We start from the raw sequence: 19,078 nt of genomic DNA, 5'->3' as shown, positions 1-19,078 counted from the left end.
ACTATAATACAGTTTATTACAAAATGATATAACACTCATTTTACAGCAATCCCCATAATTGTATCTATATAAAATTCTAATCATTTTAAAAAGTTTAATTTTTAAACAGGATATTGTAAAATAATTACAACAAAAACCTTGTTATAGGAGGCGTAATTTATGAAAGAATATAACAGTTCACCCCCAAATGATATAGTAGAAACCGATGTACAAGTAATACAAGCTACCCACAAAGGAGAATGGACACCCTCTGGTACAGACATAAATATTGAGTGTTATGTCTTGGAGAATGGGGAACGAATTTTCTCTCTGAGAGGCACTGCTAGAACAATGGGGTTAAAAGGTGGTGGAGCTTTAGCGTTACCTCGGATGCTAAGCGCAAATTACATACAGGACTATCTTAGCGAGGACATAAAAAAATGGATGCAAGAGACAAATAAAGGAAAAGTACAAAAAATCCGTCCCCCAGAAGGCGGAAACTCCTTTCATGCTTTCAAAGCATCTTTACTAGTAGACCTAGCTGATGCCTTCTATAGAGCTAAAAATAACGGGGTTTTTGATAAACCTAATATGGCTTATCAAAAAGAATTGGCAGAACGGCTCTATAACATCACGTTAGCCTTTTCTAAAGTTGGAATAGATGCATTCATTGACGAAATTACTGGCTATCAAGAAGTTCGTGAAAAAGATGCGTTACAAAAGCTCTTAAGCCTTTACGTAGAAGGGCTTTTTCAACCTTGGGAACGAAGATTCCCCGAGGAGTTCTATAAAGAAATTTATCGCCTAAAGGGATGGGAGTATACGGGTAGCAGCCGAAGACCCCATACAGTAGCCAAGATAACTAATGAATTTATCTATAGCTTTTTGCCTGATGATGTAATGAAAGAAGTCCGCGAGCGTAAGACTGGTAATGAAAAACTCCACCAATGGTTGACCTCAGAGGTTGGACTAACACACTTAGAAAAGCAGATTACTTCCGCCACTACCTTAATGCGTGCAAGTGATACTTGGGAGGAGTTCGAAAAACTATTTAATCGTTCGTTTAATAGAAAGGTCACAGAACAATTAAGTCTATTTTAATAGCAATAGAAAGGAGATATTCACTTCTATACTATTAAAATTAACATTTTATTACACTTACACAAAAAGGGATAGCATTGTAATGGCTATCCCTTTTACTAAAATACCGCTTATATATTTACTATCACTTATTAAATCCTTTTAACATTTCAACAAAAGGTTGTTTTCTCTCTCATCAAGCTTTTTTAGCAAAACTTCTTATTTCTGTTCCTAAACTGTTTATTTTCCCATCTGATACCAGTTCAATAAATTTAAAATCTGCTTTCATGCACATATAGCACTTTCTTTAATAGTATAGAAATACAGTCATATATATCCTGTGTTTATTTAGCTCTTTTTGCAAGCATCGTTAAATTTAATCTACAGTAGGTGAAACTAAAATTTGCAACCCTCTTTCTTCGCCGTAATCCCACATCTTCACCCATGGAAACGTCCCCTCTGGTAGAATAAGTAATCTTTCTTCCAGTGGCTGAATTGGTGTCTCGTCACCTTTACAACCATGAATAAATGTAGCAGGATGAATATATACCGTTCGCCCTGTATCGTTATAATATTTAAATTTCATTTAAATTTCCCCTTTCCTCTTTACATGTTCTCAATATGAAAACTATTCCACCTTAGAAGATATTGATTGGATACGTAATTTCCAGTTATTCATTTTCCAGCTTGCTTATCTTTTTTGACGCTTCCTTTCAACGTTAAGGGCCTCCTTGGAGTCCTTAAATGTACTGGTAACTTTATAATAATTTATTTCTTTTTTTTAATTCTACAGTTTACCAGCATAAAGATGAATATAACAATAGAAGAAATTATAGAGCATGCTGGTGAAATTAAATTAAAGGCAAAGCATATCATATCCAATTGAAATACATTAATTTTAACTATAGATTTTACATTTAATAGAAATACAACTAATATTAATCTAACGCTTTAAATAAAAAGTTCAGTGCCATTTAGCACTGAGCTCCTAACTATTGCTTTCCTTAGCTTATTCACTAAATTATACAACCTCTATTTTTTTATCACTTGATACTGCTAATTTTCTAATCAAATTCATAGTTTATTATATCTATGTTTTCGTTTTTACTAAGATTCCTCATAAAAATCGAACTATTAAAATGCCATTTAATATATATATCCTTTATTTCTTCCTCGCCACTAATATAATAATCATACATAACCCTTAATAACAGGCTATTTGCATACTCTTTTGCTTTTGATACTATATGTGGAAGTAATGCGTTATCATAATGTGCATTATGGACAATTTTATTTCTATACCTATATATATAAAGTATCTCATCCTGAACAACCTGCATTCTTTCCCTTATAGCATTTTCGGCAAATTTTCTATCAGTATAAAACTGATACGAAAATCGAATTTTATCCTTAATAATTTTACTGTCTGTGCACTTTGAAACCTCCTCTAAATTTTCTAAAAATGGCAACAAACTTACTTTCCCTTCCGTATGTATCAAATTACATCGTTTTCTCAATTCTTCAGGTAATTTCAGCCCTCTTCTAATTCCCTTTTCCGAATACCCATTCGAATATGTTAAATTTCGTACGTAGTAGAATAAATTTTGCAATACAGAATTTTTATATCCCATAATTTCTAAACAAGGAACTAACTCTTTAATTAAACTATAACTTGTTTCTTTACCCTTATTTAAAATAATATTTCTACTTTCTTCAGATGAACTTTTAAAGTCCATTAAATTCTCCATAGATATCCAATAATTTAACAATCTATCCTCAGCCCTTTTTGACTCTTCTCCTTTTCTAAACCAATGTAACGAATACATCAATTTTTTGTGTGTAATAGTTTCAGTTTTCTTGGATTGCCCCATGGAATTACATATTTTTTCAAAAAAGGTTTCTTCTTTCGAATCTGAAGAAACCTCTTCTACATCCAAGGAATATCTCTCCTTTTCTATCTCGTAAACGTCTAACTCATATCCCTCATTTAACTGTCTCCCGGATAAATCCGTAATTATATATCGATTAGCAAATGCTTTGAATTTACATTTAGTCTTATATATACATCGTAAAACATTAAACACTTCCTCTAATTTATCAATCGCCAAATCTTTTGCACTTTGCCAATCAATACACCCTACTTTTACACGTGCATTTAATAGCCTATTTTCTTTCACGGAAAAAAATTCCTTTTTATTTTTTTCGTCATCTATATATTCATATGGTATTACATGTGTATAAAATCTAGGGTTATAAAATAATACATCCTTAATTTCTATTTCCCGTAAATCTCCTACCATGCCTTCAATAGGTATAATTACATAGAGTTCCATTGGAGTACGACCTAAAATATGTTCTCCAAGTGCATCTAGTCTGTCAAGAATTGTTAAACTATCTATTTTCTTTTTTACTAATTTTAAATATGTTTCTTCATCTTTATAATCATTATACTTTAAACCATGATAAGGATAATTAGGTATAACTCTTTCATCTTCAAGCACTGTGTAATTATAAAAACTCTTTACAGGCATATCCTTAATACTGTCTAAATGAAATCCTTTTAATATTAATTCAACAATTAAACTTTGACTTATGGAGTTTATATCCCTAAATACATCTTCTCCTTCATCATCACTCATCAAAATGCTTTTTAAACGATTATATAACTTTTCAAAATATCCATTGCCTTCAAATACTTTCTTTATTTGCTTGCAAATCACTAATAAGTATTCATGCTTATCCGAATTTAAATACTCACGAATCGATTCGAACTCAACTTTATAACAATCTTTTATCAAATTATCATTCTTTAGAAATGAATCAATTTGTTTTAATAAAAATGTTTTATTTTCTTTATTTCTCATTTTATTAAATTCGACCTCATCAATTATATCCTTAATAACTATATGAGGATTACTTAAATTTAAACCATATGAGTTTTTATTGAAATTTTTTATTAGTTCCTCCCAAATATCAACCCAATATTTAATTTTTTCATTTACTTCTCCATCTTTGAACTTATCCCAAAGAAATAATTCCATTTCACTCTCTCCTTTAAATACAAGTTAACTAGAATATTTATTTTCAGTAATCGGATAATGCTATATCTAATATATTTTCTATAATAAATCCCCTTCTACATTTTTATGTTTACTTTACCTCTTGTCACAATTTATAAATAACTAATTAAGAGTTTAAATATACAATTATAATTATTAGGAACACTATAGAGAAAACTGCGCTACCTAATACCACAGGGAACTTTTCAGGGTCTTTTCCGTTGTTCTGCTGCATTCGTTGTTGTTTCTCGATTTGTTTTTTTCTACGTTCTTTAGCTTCTTTCTCTATATGACCAAAAAGTTGGTCATTTATTTTTTCTTGTTTCTTTTCATCTATGGTAGGAAGCATTGTGGTTTTGTTTTTATTCATCTTGGCTAAAAAGTTTAAATAACTTAATACATCTTGAGAGACTCCAGCCAAGTCTTCTCTTCCATCATGGTATGTAATAGTTATGGTATAAGACTTCCTTTTATCAGCTGTGAGAGCACCTACAACCGCTCCTGCACCACCTAAAAGCACACCACCAACTGCTGCACGTCCTATTATGCCTGATTTATTTGTAATCTGTTCTTGAGATACAAGAGTAATAGATTTAATATTCTCTTCCCAATTATTCTGTATGAATGAATCCAAAGTATTCACTTTTAAAGTACCATTATTCATATTTAAAGAGACATTTCCACCTAGTACATCTCCAAAAATCGTTTTGCTTTTGAATCTCATAATATCACCAACTTAATATTTTTATAATACAATAATAACATTTTGTTATTGTCCATTTAAGGTTTTAATTACCATTTTTGGACTCATAAAAAAGAAAAGACATAGAAATTCATCTATGCCGCACCTTTAGTTCCCCATAACCCTTCGTTATCATCTTCATTAAACATCTCTTTCAACTTTTCATACGCTTTTTTAGTTAGTACTCTCCCCCTACTATACGGGCGCTTTGCCCCTCCATCTTTTACAAAATCAGAGAAATTCGTGGTACAATAGCTATTTGCTATCCTTTCATATCCCGGTCCATCTAAGCCAATTATAAAATCTTCATGTGAATTATTGAGCATTCCATATCTCTCTAAAGCCTTTAGCCTTGTTTTTATGACATCTATCTTCATTCCCGTACGAGCAGGGAAATCGGATTGAGCACAATTCCAACTCCCACCATAAAATGAACTTTTGAATTTAATTAGACAATATAAATAGAAACCTTCTACTCCTAACTCTTTTCTTGTCATACAATATATAAAAGTATCTATGCCCGTCTCAGTAGTATAGTTTATATCATATAATATTCCAGGACATTCCAGTTCTTCTTCATTTATTTCAATTGTCCGTTCATCTAACAATTTAACAGGATAATTTACCTTTTTATTTTTCAAATTGCTAATCATAGAACTGGATAATCCATCTTCTTTTATCTCTGAAAAATATATAAATTCAACATAACTATCTATATCGGCTTTATCATAAAACCATCCTAAAGGATAATCAGTCACCTTCTTAATATACCCTAACTGTTCTAGTATCCCTTTTTTCTTAGTAATATAGGTTACACCATTCTTTCCTTTACTTGTCGGAGATACTGTTAACAGCCTCTTTAACTCTTCCTCTGTAAACTCGTAGTCGGCGTGCGTTCCGAATTTGGTGTATCGATATAGGTATGTAACTAAAAAAACATATGAAAAAGCATACGCTATGTGTTTACTACTCTTTCCTTTTCTATTTACATTTATAGCCCTTGGCAAATCCTCAAAAATTTCATTAGGCATAAACACTGGTTCTTTTTCATTTGTATCTAATATTTTTTCATATTCTTCTTTTGTGTAATAAATCGGCATTCTTTCCTCCAAATAATTTTATCTTTTTATAAAAGGTACGATTAACCGCCAATATATAATAAAGTACTATGTACCCTGTACATGTATTTATGCTAAGAGTATTAAAAGTTAAGTTTGTTTTTATACTATGGGTGGTAGGTAGCACCTTTTATGATTCCATCATACAAAAAAGAATATACGTTCGTCAAAGTCCCGCATCGGTTTTGAAATTAGTTTTTTATTTTATCTACCAAATTTAATCACTCTCACCCATACTCCTTTACAAGCAAATTAATCGATAACTTACATTTATTACTTCACTGCTATATAAATAATACTATTTAACCGTTTTACGATAACATAACGAAAGTATCTTGTGGTTAAACAGGTTCCATAATAACAAATATTTTCTAACAAATTATTAAAGCGATAGTACTTTTCTATTTCTCAGTTTCTTTAATAAGTATCATTTTCGTAAAAAAGTAGGCTTATTTGCAATTCAGGTGTTTTAACTCAAATGCAATGGAGCAGTTTAGCACAAGAAGGATATCGAGGGAAAATATCCAATTCCTAAAGAGAGTGATAAAATTTCAAAAATACTATAAAGAATTTAGGTGCTAAATGTATTGAAAACGTTATTTGGTATATCCCTCTGTCTATTGGGAGCTTTTTTAATTAGTTTAACAGTTAATAGCCTTGGAGATATGGGTAACACCCTAATGAAAATAATAGGAATTGTATGTATTGCATTAAGTATCAAAATAATAATAAAAAAGAAGAAGGGATGAAACCCAGCTGCTCAGGAACAGGACTGTCAATAGACGGTCTTTTTTTACGTTTCAGGGGTCATAACTTAAAAGTTTTGACACTTACTCCCCAACGCGATAAAATCAATGTATCAGAAGGTGTCGAAACATAGCGTCATAAATGAATGTAGAAAAAGGGGCTTTTAGAAATGATTTATGGATATGCAAGGGTAAGTACTTACGGACAAGCTACTAAAGGAAATTCATTGGAAGAGCAAGTACAAAAATTAGAAAGCTATAATTGCGATGAAATAGTGCAGGAGGCTTTTACTGGTAAAACTACTGATAGACCTGGATTCAAACAATTAGTAGGTAAATTAGGGCAAGGTGATACGCTCGTTGTCACCAAGCTAGACCGTTTTGCAAGAACACTCATTGAAGGTGAACAAATAGTAAAAGAATTAATTGATAGAGGAGTAAAGGTCATTATAGATAATATGGGGATGATTATAGATAACACTCCAAATAGTGTGTTGATGAGACAGATATTTTTTGCTTACGCAGAATACGAAAGAAATATGATAGTTGAACGTACGCAAGCAGGAAAAGCGATTGCTAGACAACGTGATGATTTTCGGGAGGGTAGACCAAACAAGTACAGTAAAAAACAAATGGAACATGCCTTAAAACTATTAGAAACACATTCTTATAAACAAGTTGAGGACAAAACAGGGATTAGTAAAAGTACATTGATACGTGCGAAAAAGAAACGAAAGGTGGAAATTCAATGAGGCAATCATATCTTAGCTTGTTCATCGCTGGCACGACAGCATAAAAACCTTGCGCACACACATGATAGGGACAAAGGCTTGATAGCCCCAATGCTACCAACATACACTCATCGAACAAGAGAAGTGGTACTATTCGATAGAGCGGCAGCACCCTAGCACATACGCTCAACAGTGTACAGATTCTAAAGAAGACACTAATTACTACAAACTAATTCAGACAAGCAAGTGGAACAATTAACATGAATTAGTAAACACACATTAATTAGTGCTAAGATAACAACTACCCTCACAAAGAAGATAATGAAAATAAAGATAACAGAGCAGTTAATAAAAACATGCAGATGTGGTCTTATAACAGCATATAGCTATCTTGATGCAAGATTTTATAAAGCACCCTCCCTTTGTGTATGAACACTGCATTATGTAAGGTTATCAGTATGTTATAAACAGCAATGACACGAAGGGGTTTCACCACAGTAGACTTTATCCTCAAACAAAGCCTACATAACAGACAAGCCGTATAACAAGGCATGCAGATACACACCTCACCATACAGCAACATAAGAGAGCCGAAAGGCAAGCAACCAGGGTGATAGAGAAGCAATCACACGCATAACACATAGTGCACATACATATAAGGTAAGAGCGTATAGACAGGACTAACGGAACGACATAAGGCAAGCAAGATAATGTGATGACATGAACATGATATGTGCATTTATCGCTAGTACCCTTGACTCTTCTTGTTTTTTATCAATTTGATGCAGGTCTCTCGAGTTGAATAAAATTCTAATTTGATACTATGTGTCCATATATACCTCTCAGACACCTCTACAGACTCCTGTGGAGGTTGTAGTTCTATCTATATACAAACATGTTAATCTAAAGTCGAGGTATGAAGAGCCTTATAACACCTTATAATGAATAACCTTAAAAACCATTGAAACACCTTATACTCCCGAATCTCTCCGCAAACGTCCGCACTTTTTCGGCAAACCTTTCAAGGCATTTTTTCCGCAAATCGAACTATTACACCGAGCCAAACCATCAAAGGAAAACAAGGACAATCACAAAGCAGAAACCAAACGTCACACAATTAAACTTATGTGACCGAAAGAGGAGGGGATAGTTTACAATAATTGACCACCGAGCCGAGCCACCGCCGCCGCGCACACTACCAGACGTGCTCCTGATTTTAAATTTAGAGTTTCTACTTCTCAGCTTTTTTAATAAGTTAACTTTCATGCGTCATATATAGCTATTAGTTAGAACTAGTACTATGTATTTATATATAACCTATGAAAACTACCTATTAAGATTGATGAGAATTACTTTCTCAATTAATTTATCTAATAAATATATATGATTAATTTCTTAAAATCAGCATTCTAATCCTCCTCAAGAACTATTTCAACAAAATAACAATATTTTACACATCAGCATATAAACGCTAACACAAGCACTGTACAGAGTTAATAGCAGCTTCTACTTCAGAGAAATTTTATCAAGTTACTTTTTTAACCTTATATATCCAAAATAAACTTTTATTAACTATTTATTTTGAATATTTTAAATTTTATTGAAAAAACTCTTCATTTTTTACTTATTCCTGTTAAATTCTGCTATTATATTATTAAATAAATATAAATGAAAATAGAGGATGAGGAGGATACTATGAACATTTCACTTAAGGGGAATGAGCAGATTACACAGCTACTTAATGATTGGTATGTAGAAATACGCGCAAGGCATATCGCAAATGCTCAACGTTTGAAAGAAGAGATCGATGTAAAGATTCATGATATTCAAGAAGACCAAAACCTATTATTATATTACTCATTATTAGATTTTCGTCATCATTATGTGATTGATAATTTAGGAATATCTAAAGATAGTTTCGATAAAGTAGAATCTTTTGAAATCCCTCCTAACAATACTTTAACTTATTATTATCATTTCTTTAAAGCTATTCATGCTAGCGGAACTGGTAGTTATAAGATTGCAAAAGAACACTTTGACCAAGCTGAAAGGCTATTAGAGCTTATCCCTGATAAAGTTGAGAAAGCTGAATTTTATTATAAGTTAGGTGCATTTCATTTCGATATTTGCGATTCCCTAGTCTCTTTTCAGTACACAACAAAAGCAAAAGAAATGTTTTTAACCCTTGATGATTATGAGCGGAATGTCGGCTTCTGTGAGAACCTTTTGGGATTAGCTTGTATAAATTTAAAAGAGTGGGCATTAGCAGAAGAGCATTTTGCAGCTGCAATGGATAAATTTCAAAAGATTGGTGAAGAGAAGTTTATTATCATGGTTCGCCACAACTTGGGCTGGATGTATTCTAAACAAAACCTATCCACTTTGGCTATTCGCTACTTATCTGAGGTTATTGAGAAATCTCCAAACCATTATAAAGCTATCTATGCAAAGGCATTGGAACATTATAAACTCAATGAACCTGACATCGCAGAAGAACTAATTGAAAGAGGTTTAGATATCAGTAAGAAGCTAAATCAAGAAGAGTTTATACATCGATATCTAATCTTACGTGAGATGAACAATAATTCACCTGCTCAAACACTTGAAACCATGGTCTTAGCAGGAATTAATTACTTCGAAAGAGAAGGATTATATGAAGATGTTCAAGAATGTTATGAAATATTGGGTGTTAATTTTCACGAAGAGAATAGACATCAAGAATCGAGTAAATATTTTTATCTAGGATTACAAGCGCAAAAGAAACGTTCTGAGGAGGAATCATTGAAATGAAAAAAGCGGTATTAAGTTTGATGGGATTTATTACTGTTTTATCTCTAACTATAGGTATTACTAATGTAGACAAAGCTCAAAAATCTTATGAAGTCATTCAATATATGTCAGTTGGAGACCACGGTGGTTGATTTTAACTTTGACCTAGAGTATTCTAGGTCTTTTTTATTTATAAAGGGGGGATAGATTTATAATTTCGTCTTATAGACCTCCCCTCTATGATAGTTGTAAAAACAAGAATTTTGGCGCTTTTTTAAGAGCACAAGTCCCCAGAAACTTCAATTTAGATAACTCAATAAAACAATAAGAAAAACTCACTGCTTTATTAAGTTGTTTTCTGTTACATCTCGCATTCTTTGCTTACTTTTCTCAATGTCTCTATATAGTTCATCTAATTTACTAGAAATATAATCAAAAACTAATATAGCTTTTAATGAATTTATTTTTTTCCCGTAATTTACATCTTCTCCATGTAAAATAGCGTGACGGCTTAAATCCGATTTAATTTCTTTACCTCTATCAAAATTAGCTAAAATTGTTTTTATATAAAATTGCTCAATTTGCTCATCATAAGAAAAAGAACCCTTCTCATCTAACAAGAATTTTTTGAGAAAGTTTTTTTGATTTGTATATTTAATATCACTATTTGGTTTTACTGCTCCAAGTATGAGCATTCCCTCTACTAGAACCCCTTCAATTTGTGCCAGCATAACTGGTATAGTTAGTGCATAATAACCATTAAGATGTCCGTCAATAGCTGAATTTAAAATTGGCATTCTTTTTTCTAACCATTTAGCTTGTTCCCATGACTTATATATACTTACTATACTTTTTTGATTATATGTAAACAACGTCATGTACCTTTCGATAAAGCGCTTAGTATATGTAATACCCTTTTCATTATATAATTCAACTGTATAAACCATACAATGTATTGGAATAAATTCATGAGGTGGAAATCCTATTTCAACCATAATAGATTTAAACTTTATTGTGATTTTTTCTGCTTTTTGAGCAATATCTCGAATATTGTTTAAGTGTTTTGTAACATCAAACTCTTTAAGCATTTCACTTATTCTTTGTCCTATCACACCTACAGACTCAAAAAAGCTATGCATTTTATTAAATTGTGGTTCTAGTGCTTGCAGCACGGATGTGATAGTTTTCCCCACCCTTTCTAATGACTCAATAGCTGATTGGATTGGTTCGGGTAATGGCTGAAGTTTATATTCTTGAGGTAACGTATCTTTGTCTAACACTTCCTTTACTATCTCATTAGTTTTTTCCATTTTTTCTAAATCTTTATTCTCTTCCATTCTCATCGCCTCCACAGTAGAACTTCTTTATATTCAATTCTACTATAGCTAATTATCAAAAGTCTTAAATTTAAATTCCCTTCTAAATACTAGCATCCAACTTGAAGTATATAATCACTGTTGCTTTGTTTATTCCACCTCTCCACTTTTCCCAATTGCGCACTAATATTTACACCTTCCTGCTTGACTTTAGTTAACACATTTACTAGCAGATGGAGGAAGGTCTAGGAAACGTAGGCGCATGCTTCACCCCTATTCACAAAACTAAACATGTTAGCAATGCAAATAAGAGGCAAAGTACATACTAGCGTCAGTCGTTGGCTGAGGTTTCCGAATATGCCCCTTCCGACTTCAGACTTTCGTCTATACCATCTTTCTACATTACAGCATGTCCCACAATGCAAATATCTGATAGTACACCCTGTTCCCGTAAGAACAACATGCGTCCACTCCTTACCGTTTATACCCGTAACCGGCTAGTCCTACACACGCACGGAAGGGATATGCATTTAATTGTGTAGCGCTAGTGGTTGCAGCGGTCTAGCTATCCTTTTACGTTTTTAGAGCGGTACGGCTTCCGCTTTTTGACTTACCGCATCTACCTAAAAAAGGCATCACTAAAGACAACTTGCACCCTTCGAATTTTTTCGATAGAATGAAGCTAGCGGCTGTCTAGTATTTAATTATTAGATGCTATGTGTATGTTTTGAGTCTCCAGTTGGCGCTGGGGACTTTTTATTTATAAGAAATTCCTTAGACTTTCCGCTACTTCATTCTTATCTAAATGTAGATAACGTGTTGTAACAGATATATCACTATGTCCTAGTGCTTTAGATATTAACGCAACATTTGCGCCTTTCTTTAAAAGATTCTTCGCAAATCCTCTTCGTATAGCATGCGGATTAATGTTTTTAAGTCCGTATTCTTTCGCATATTTAGTCATTCGTTTTGTTATGATGTTATTCGTCGGACTCGTTAAGACACTTCCACCATTCTTCGTAATAAAGAGATAATCATTTTGCGTTTTATACTCTCTTCGAATAATTTCGTTTTGTTTCATAAGAACACTTATTAACCGTGCAAGAACCTCATCAAACGGTAGATATATCGATTCATGATTCTTAATAATTCCACCATCGACATTTAATACTTTGGCATCTAAATCAATGTGCTTATGTTCTAGTTGCGCTAATGTGCCAACTCTTATTCCAGTCTGATACATTAGGAGAATTGCAGTAGCATCCCGCAAATCTAAGAATCGTGTTAAGTCGAGCACAGATAACAGAACATTAATTTCCCTATCTGTCGCACCTTCTTTAACAGGCGTATCCACCTTTATCTTCACATTGCGCCAAAAGTTAATTTCAATCCACCCATTATCATGGCAACGACCCAAAAATGCCTTGAGACATTTCAACCGAGTTAATTTTGTTTGATTACTAACACTCATAGACGACAACCACTCGTAAATATGATTAACGTTCAATTCTTCTATATAGTCCGTGTCTGTTATTTTCGCAAAATGACTAACGTGTATGTAATAATCGTTTATCGTACGCTCACGTAAGCCTGTTGCTTTCATTTGACGCACAATTATTTTGAGCGCTTTGTCGATTGTTAAATTGAACGTATAACGATTTTCTGCAGTCTCTTTCTTTCGCTGATTGCTTTTTAATCTATCGTCAAAAACATTTGATAAGTCCTCAACAATCGTTAAAGAATCCCGTCTTTTTGACATAAAAAAATAAGCCTCCTAACTCGTTAGTGACCGCACATTGTACGATTCAACTTACGAATTAGAAGGCTTATATATTGCGGACTTTGACGTCACCGCAAAAGGTTTTGTTAGCGTCCCAGGAGAGATTCGAACTCCCGACCGTACGCTTAGAAGGCGTATGCTCTATCCGGCTGAGCTACTGGGACATGGAGCGGGTGAAGAGAATCGAACTCTCGACCAGAGCTTGGAAGGCTCTTGTTTTACCACTAAACTACACCCGCATATGTTATTTTCTTTTCTTCGTTAGCGCCGTTTCCCTATCGACAATATTTATTATATGTATAACCATACATAAAGTCAACACCTTTTTTAAAAGAGGATAAATTTTATTATCCTCTTTTAAAAACTGCTTGTTCAACTAGTTGTCCTTCTAATGTTTCAAAACGAACTTCCATTTGATTTTCATCCATTTCTAATAAAGCAAATGTCTTTTCTACACGCTGACGTGGTAATAAAATACTGCCTGGATTAATAAATAAAACGCCGTCGATTAATTCCGCACCTAATACGTGAGAATGTCCGAAGCATGCAACTTGCGCTCCCACTTCTTCAGCGTGGTACGCTAGCGTTTGTAATGTCATTTTCACATTATGGCGATGTCCATGCACAACTAAGAAGCGAATTCCATTTACATCAGTTACAATTTCATTTTGAAAGTTAGCATAATCACAGTTTCCTTTTACAACATGGAAACCTTGCAGTTCTTCATGAGCAGGCGTTAGCTCTGAATCACCGCAATGAATCATGATATCTACTTTCCCTTCATATTTCTCTTTCAACTGCTGTAATTCCTTCACAGAGCTATGACTATCGCTTACGATTAAAGCTTTCATCACACTCTCTCCCTTACTCTCCTAAAAACCATTCCGGGATTTTTTCTTCTAACTTACGAAGAGCACGACCACGGTGGCTAATAGCATTTTTCTCATTTGAACTTAATTCCGCCATTGCTTTTTTATATTCTTCCACATAAAAGATTGGATCGTATCCAAAACCATTTTCTCCGCGGCGTTGTTCTAAAATAAATCCTTCACATGTCCCATTTACAATGACAGGCTTTTTATCACCTTCAGGGAAAGCAACTGCTAATGCACAATAGAAACGAGCTTTACGCTTTTCAAAGTCAATGCCATTTAATTCTTGTAACACTTTATCGATATTTGCTTGATCATTTTTCGGTTCACCAGCAAAACGCGCTGAATACACTCCTGGTTTTCCGTTTAAAGCATCTACAATAAGACCCGAATCATCCGCAATTACGATCGAATTCAACTGTCTACTTAGACTATCCGCTTTTAAGATCGCATTTTCTTCAAATGTTTCACCAGTTTCTTCGACTTCTTCAATATGAGGAAAATCGTGTAATGATTTCACTTCTAAATCAAATCGCTCAAATAACTCAGCAAACTCACGTACTTTACCCATATTTTTTGTCGCTACAACAACTTGTTTCATACTTTCCACCTCTACTCTATATGAGATACGATGTCGCCTAAAGCTTCTTTTTGCATATCAATCAGTTGGAAAATGCCTTGTTCCGCAGCATCAAGTAGTTCATTTAACTGCGCTCTACTAAACGTCGCTTCTTCTCCAGTTCCTTGCACTTCAACAAATTGGCCTTTTCCAGTCATAATTACGTTCATATCAACGTCTGCTTTAGAATCTTCTGCATAGTTTAAATCTAAAACAACACCTTGCTCTTCAACAATCCCTACTGACGTTGCTGCTAAATAATCTTTTACTGGAATTTTAGATACTTTTTCTGCTTGTAATAACTTCTCAAAAGCTAGTACCATCGCTACATATGCACCTGTAATAGACGCTGTTCTCGTTCCACCATCTGCTTGGATAACATCACAGTCAATCCAAACTGTTCTCTCGCCAAGCGCTTCTAAATCAACTACCGCACGTAATGCTCGTCCAATTAGACGCTGAATTTCCATTGTACGTCCTGTTACTTTCCCTTTGCTTGACTCTCTAATTGTACGTTGTTCTGTTGCACGCGGAATCATCGCGTATTCAGCTGTTACCCAGCCCTTTCCTTCTCCACGCATAAACGGTGGTACACGCTCTTCAATTGTCGCTGAACAAATCACCTTTGTATCCCCAACTTCAATTAATACAGATCCCTCTGGATGTTTTAAATAATTCGTATGAATATGTATATGGCGTAATTCTGTTTTCTCTCTACCATCTACTCGCATAAAAATAACCTCCTCTTAATTACTACTCGTTAGTATAGCCAAATTTAAATGTATGATATGTATACAATAAAAGAAGGAGAACCCAAAAAGCAATTCTCCTTTCTTACTTAAGTATATCAAATTATTCAAGATTAAAAACTACCTGTATTCACGTTTTCTGGACGATCTACAGGTTTTATCAACTTTCCGCCCTTTTCATCTATAAGATTTGCTTTTCCATTCACTTCAATAGAAACATTTTTCACACCTTTCTTTTCTGTTAAAGATAAAACTAACGACTTCAATACGTAATTTGAAATCATATTTTTATCTGGGTTTACAAATATATTTTCATTAAAGTTTAATGTAAGATTTCCGTCTTGTAATTTCGGATTCGTAATAAGCTTAACGCCTGGATTAAAATCATTCAGGAGCGATTGATGAATCGGACCTTTTACAAGCTCATCTATAATTGCTGCATAATCATTTTCTTTTCCTTCTGCAACACGGCGCGTTACTGGTACGTAATATTGCTGTTTATTATTATTTTGCGCCATAAAATACAGTGTGACTGGTTTTGTATTTGTTACATCTGCTACTTGTTCATCATCGAAGTTAATACCATTTGCACGGCTCACTCCTTCACCAAGCGGTGTACCACCAACAGGCATCTTTGCCAATTTCTCACCATTTATTTGGAACTGCACTTGTTTTATCTCTGTAAATTGCGTCAACGTCCACGCTATAGATTCAACGATTTGACGCTCTTCTTCTTTCGCATAGTTTTTCATTTCTTTAGAGAAATCAATAACTGCCGTCCCGTCCTTTTTCAAATCTAAGGTCATCGTTGTATTCGCCGGAATGACTGCACGAAACCCATTCGGTAATAAATTCGTTACTGGTCCATCTTTCACAAGGTATTCTAACGTTTGCTTCACAGTCTCATTTGCTTTCGGAGTAGGTATAGCTAACGTTTGTGGTACAACATAACCATTTTTATCCACAAGGTATAGTTCTCTATTTACCATTTGCCCTTGCTTATCTTTTTTAGCTACTTCTTTCTTCCCACCCTCTGTATACGTAACTTGTTTTGGCGGATCAATTTGTTCAGTTGCTTTCTCCTGATTTATAAAGCCACACCCTGTTAGTAAAACAGCGCTCACAGTAGCACCAACAACCCATTTAAAAGTGGATTTAGGCATGCCATTCCCCCCTAAAATCTAAGTTTGTACTATTATGTATACGAGCCGTTTCACATTTTAGAACAAGCTGTGCCTCTTATATAGCGAAACTTTAATCAGTGGGAGTTTTGTTCATCCCCCACATAACTTCTTTTCTTCCGCTGAATTTTGAGGTGGGGGGTCTTACTGCCTGGAAAATAGCGGGATAAACAAAAACTCCTGATTTCTCAGGAGCTTACTTATATGAATTCTACTATTATTCTTTTTCTAAATGAATATGCTTCACATTTTCAATCGGTTGACCGAACCATTTTGATGCAATTCCTTTAAACAAGCCTATTTTTCCTGTTGTTAAGAAGAGATGATCGCTTTGTTCTTCTCCTTCATTCAACATTTTACTATGATATAAGATTGTACTTACTTCACGTGCTGTTTCATCACCAGAACTAATTAGTTGTACTTTATCTCCCATTACTTTTTTAATAACAGGTCCTAAAATCGGATAATGTGTACACCCTAATATAAGTGTATCAATATCGGTACTTTTCAGTGGTTGCAGCGTTTCTCTTACAACTTCGTACGCCATTTCACTTTCGAAATTCCCACTCTCTACAAGTTCAACGAAAGGTGGACAAGCTAAACTTTCTACCATAACACGGTTATTAATAGACTTTAACGCCTCTTCGTATGCACCACTTTTCACAGTTCCAATCGTTCCAATAATCCCAACATGATACGTGTTTGTCACTTTTAAAGCTGTACGTGATCCTGGGTGAATAACTCCTACTACTGGAATTGGTAATTGTTTTTGCATCTCTTCTAATACAACTGCAGTTGCTGTATTACACGCAATAACTAACATTTTAATATTTAAATCTAGTAAATGCTCCGTCATTTCCCACGTAAATTGACGCACTTCTTCTCGAGAACGTGGACCATAAGGACAACGTGCTGTATCTCCTAAATATATGATACGCTCTTTCGGCAACTGACGAATTAATTCCTTCGCTACTGTTAAACCGCCAACTCCTGAATCGATAACACCGATTGCTCTATTCAACTTCATCACCCGTTTTCTCATTCATCATCTTTTATGTTTATCATTATATTTTACACACTTTAAGTTCGCTCACTTCAAATGCTTCTGTATGAAAATTTTCATTTGCCCATGTATAGACTAGGACCTTTTTTATTTTGCTCCTTTTTTTCGTAATTTGCAAGACAGAAAAATAACCGACCTTCTATAAGAAAGTCGGTTTCTTCTATATAAAGTGCATATTCATTGCTCCATCTTTTTTTGAAAAGAAGACATTCCCATTAATAAGAAGAAATGAACAGAAATTAAAATGACGATAATTTATTTACAACCCTTTTTATAGCCTTACCTATTTCCACGCTAGACTGTGGATTTTGTCCTGTAATTAAATGACCATCTACTACTACATGCGGCGTAAAATTGGGGGCTACATAAAACAAAGCTCCTTCTTCTTTCAACTTACTTTCTAGCAAAAACGGAACGCGCTTTTCTAAATGTACAGCTCTTTCTTCATCGTTTGTATAACCTGTTATACGCTTACCCGCAACAAAAAACGAGCCATCCTGATTTTTCACACCGACTAAGGAGCTTACTCCGTGACAAACAGCCGCTACAATCCGGTTATTGTTATACATATTCTCAATCAAATTTACTACATATGGATTACCTGAAAAATCTACAATCGCCCCGTGCCCACCACCAAATAAAACCGCATCATAATCCGAAAAATGAACATTTGAAATCGGCCTCGTATTTTGCAATAAAGAAGCTACATGCTTGAATTCGCGAGGTATACCATTCGGAATAGACACTCTATCTATAGGTACTCTCCCACCTTTTATTGACACAATATCAACATCAAACTTAGCCTTTTTAAATACATGATAAGGAGCTGCGAGCTCTTCCAGCCACAAACCAGTCGGGTGTCCATTCATATCATGAGCACTTGTTGAAACTAACAGTATCCTTTTCAACATATCCCCTCCTTATTACCTATTTATGTATGGAGTGTTCTTATCATTCATATAGCAAGTGAAGCAAACAAAAAATAGCCGACTCTTTATATAAAAGTCGGCTGCTTTCTTATAGTTCGAGCTCTCCCATGCGAAGAAGCTCAACAACTGCTTGTGAACGTCCTTTAACCCCTAGCTTTTGCATTGCGTTTGAGATGTGGTTACGAACTGTCTTTTCACTTATAAAAAGTTCACCTGCAATTTCCTTCGTTGTTTTATCTTGAACCAGTAATTCAAATACTTCTCTTTCTCTCTTTGTGAGTAAAGGTTTAGATTGATACGCTTTTTCCTTCAACTGGTATAACCCTCCTTGCTTAAGCCAGAGCT

Annotated in this window: 17 protein-coding genes and 2 tRNA genes; 4 read left to right on the top strand and 15 right to left on the bottom strand. The window is 34.2% G+C overall.

Going from position 1 to position 19,078, the window contains the following annotated elements; genetic code table 11:
• The first annotated feature begins 159 nt into the window (after window positions 1-159).
• Window positions 160-1,080 carry a P63C domain-containing protein gene (locus C4S65_RS02360; protein ID WP_103945122.1) on the top strand — a complete coding sequence of 307 codons (921 nt, stop codon included), beginning with the start codon at window positions 160-162 and terminating at the stop codon, window positions 1,078-1,080.
• A gap of 355 nt (window positions 1,081-1,435) precedes the next feature.
• Here C4S65_RS02360 and C4S65_RS02355 read toward each other — a convergent pair whose 3' ends face one another.
• The 4 genes from C4S65_RS02355 to C4S65_RS02340 form a co-directional block, all read right to left on the bottom strand.
• Window positions 1,436-1,645, bottom strand: coding sequence for a hypothetical protein (locus tag C4S65_RS02355; protein WP_103945121.1), 210 nt, complete (start codon window positions 1,643-1,645; stop codon window positions 1,436-1,438).
• A 478-nt stretch (window positions 1,646-2,123) separates the two neighbouring features.
• Entirely contained in the window at window positions 2,124-4,100 is a 1,977-nt protein-coding gene (locus C4S65_RS02350; protein WP_103945120.1) for a hypothetical protein, read from the bottom strand.
• A 145-nt stretch (window positions 4,101-4,245) separates the two neighbouring features.
• Complete coding sequence (locus C4S65_RS02345) at window positions 4,246-4,842, bottom strand: hypothetical protein (RefSeq protein ID WP_103945119.1); 597 nt, start codon at window positions 4,840-4,842, stop codon at window positions 4,246-4,248.
• 113 nt (window positions 4,843-4,955) lie between these two features.
• Window positions 4,956-5,960, bottom strand: coding sequence for a hypothetical protein (locus C4S65_RS02340; RefSeq protein WP_103945118.1), 1,005 nt, complete (start codon window positions 5,958-5,960; stop codon window positions 4,956-4,958).
• 934 nt (window positions 5,961-6,894) lie between these two features.
• On the opposite strand from C4S65_RS02340, the gene C4S65_RS02335 reads away from it, so the two are divergent.
• The 3 genes from C4S65_RS02335 (at window position 6,895) to C4S65_RS35065 (ending at window position 10,376) form a co-directional block, all read left to right on the top strand.
• Window positions 6,895-7,476 (top strand): recombinase family protein, encoded by a 582-nt coding sequence (locus tag C4S65_RS02335; protein WP_103945117.1) that lies wholly within the window; start codon window positions 6,895-6,897, stop codon window positions 7,474-7,476.
• A 1,674-nt stretch (window positions 7,477-9,150) separates the two neighbouring features.
• Window positions 9,151-10,245, top strand: coding sequence for a Rap family tetratricopeptide repeat protein (locus C4S65_RS02330; protein WP_103945116.1), 1,095 nt, complete (start codon window positions 9,151-9,153; stop codon window positions 10,243-10,245).
• Window positions 10,242-10,376 (top strand): hypothetical protein, encoded by a 135-nt coding sequence (locus C4S65_RS35065; RefSeq protein ID WP_258043823.1) that lies wholly within the window; start codon window positions 10,242-10,244, stop codon window positions 10,374-10,376. The genes C4S65_RS02330 and C4S65_RS35065 overlap by 4 nt, the downstream gene beginning before the upstream one ends.
• A gap of 183 nt (window positions 10,377-10,559) precedes the next feature.
• Here the strand turns inward: C4S65_RS35065 and C4S65_RS02325 are convergent, their stop codons facing one another.
• From C4S65_RS02325 to gerE, 11 genes are all read right to left on the bottom strand, one after another.
• Window positions 10,560-11,561, bottom strand: a complete 1,002-nt coding sequence (locus C4S65_RS02325) for a hypothetical protein (RefSeq protein ID WP_103945115.1) — start codon at window positions 11,559-11,561, stop codon at window positions 10,560-10,562.
• Between the two features lie 739 nt (window positions 11,562-12,300).
• Entirely contained in the window at window positions 12,301-13,299 is a 999-nt protein-coding gene (locus C4S65_RS02320; protein WP_103945114.1) for a site-specific integrase, read from the bottom strand.
• A gap of 111 nt (window positions 13,300-13,410) precedes the next feature.
• Window positions 13,411-13,484, bottom strand: a tRNA-Arg gene (locus C4S65_RS02315).
• Window position 13,485: 1 nt separating this feature from the next.
• Window positions 13,486-13,559 (bottom strand) — tRNA-Gly (locus tag C4S65_RS02310).
• Between the two features lie 108 nt (window positions 13,560-13,667).
• Entirely contained in the window at window positions 13,668-14,171 is a 504-nt protein-coding gene (locus tag C4S65_RS02300) for a metallophosphoesterase (protein WP_086407266.1), read from the bottom strand.
• 13 nt (window positions 14,172-14,184) lie between these two features.
• Complete coding sequence (locus C4S65_RS02295) at window positions 14,185-14,793, bottom strand: XTP/dITP diphosphatase (protein ID WP_140337957.1); 609 nt, start codon at window positions 14,791-14,793, stop codon at window positions 14,185-14,187.
• An 11-nt stretch (window positions 14,794-14,804) separates the two neighbouring features.
• The gene (gene rph / locus C4S65_RS02290) at window positions 14,805-15,542 is read right to left on the bottom strand and encodes a ribonuclease PH (RefSeq protein WP_001261765.1); all 738 of its coding nucleotides are present in this window, start codon (window positions 15,540-15,542) and stop codon (window positions 14,805-14,807) included.
• 131 nt (window positions 15,543-15,673) lie between these two features.
• Entirely contained in the window at window positions 15,674-16,723 is a 1,050-nt protein-coding gene (gene gerM, locus C4S65_RS02285; protein WP_001126747.1) for a spore germination protein GerM, read from the bottom strand.
• Window positions 16,724-16,958: 235 nt separating this feature from the next.
• Entirely contained in the window at window positions 16,959-17,768 is an 810-nt protein-coding gene (gene racE, locus C4S65_RS02280; RefSeq protein ID WP_086407268.1) for a glutamate racemase, read from the bottom strand.
• A gap of 275 nt (window positions 17,769-18,043) precedes the next feature.
• Window positions 18,044-18,715, bottom strand: coding sequence for a type 1 glutamine amidotransferase domain-containing protein (locus C4S65_RS02275; RefSeq protein ID WP_061666248.1), 672 nt, complete (start codon window positions 18,713-18,715; stop codon window positions 18,044-18,046).
• A gap of 106 nt (window positions 18,716-18,821) precedes the next feature.
• Entirely contained in the window at window positions 18,822-19,046 is a 225-nt protein-coding gene (gene gerE, locus C4S65_RS02270; protein WP_000659484.1) for a spore germination transcription factor GerE, read from the bottom strand.
• Window positions 19,047-19,078: the final 32 nt, after the last annotated feature.

It is taken from the genome of Bacillus sp. ok061 (genome assembly GCF_900108285.1).
GTDB classification, from domain to species: Bacteria; Bacillota; Bacilli; order Bacillales; family Bacillaceae_G; genus Bacillus_A; species Bacillus_A thuringiensis_S.
The sequence above is the reverse complement of the archived record's forward strand: the minus strand, read 5'-3'. Positions and strand labels throughout refer to the sequence as shown.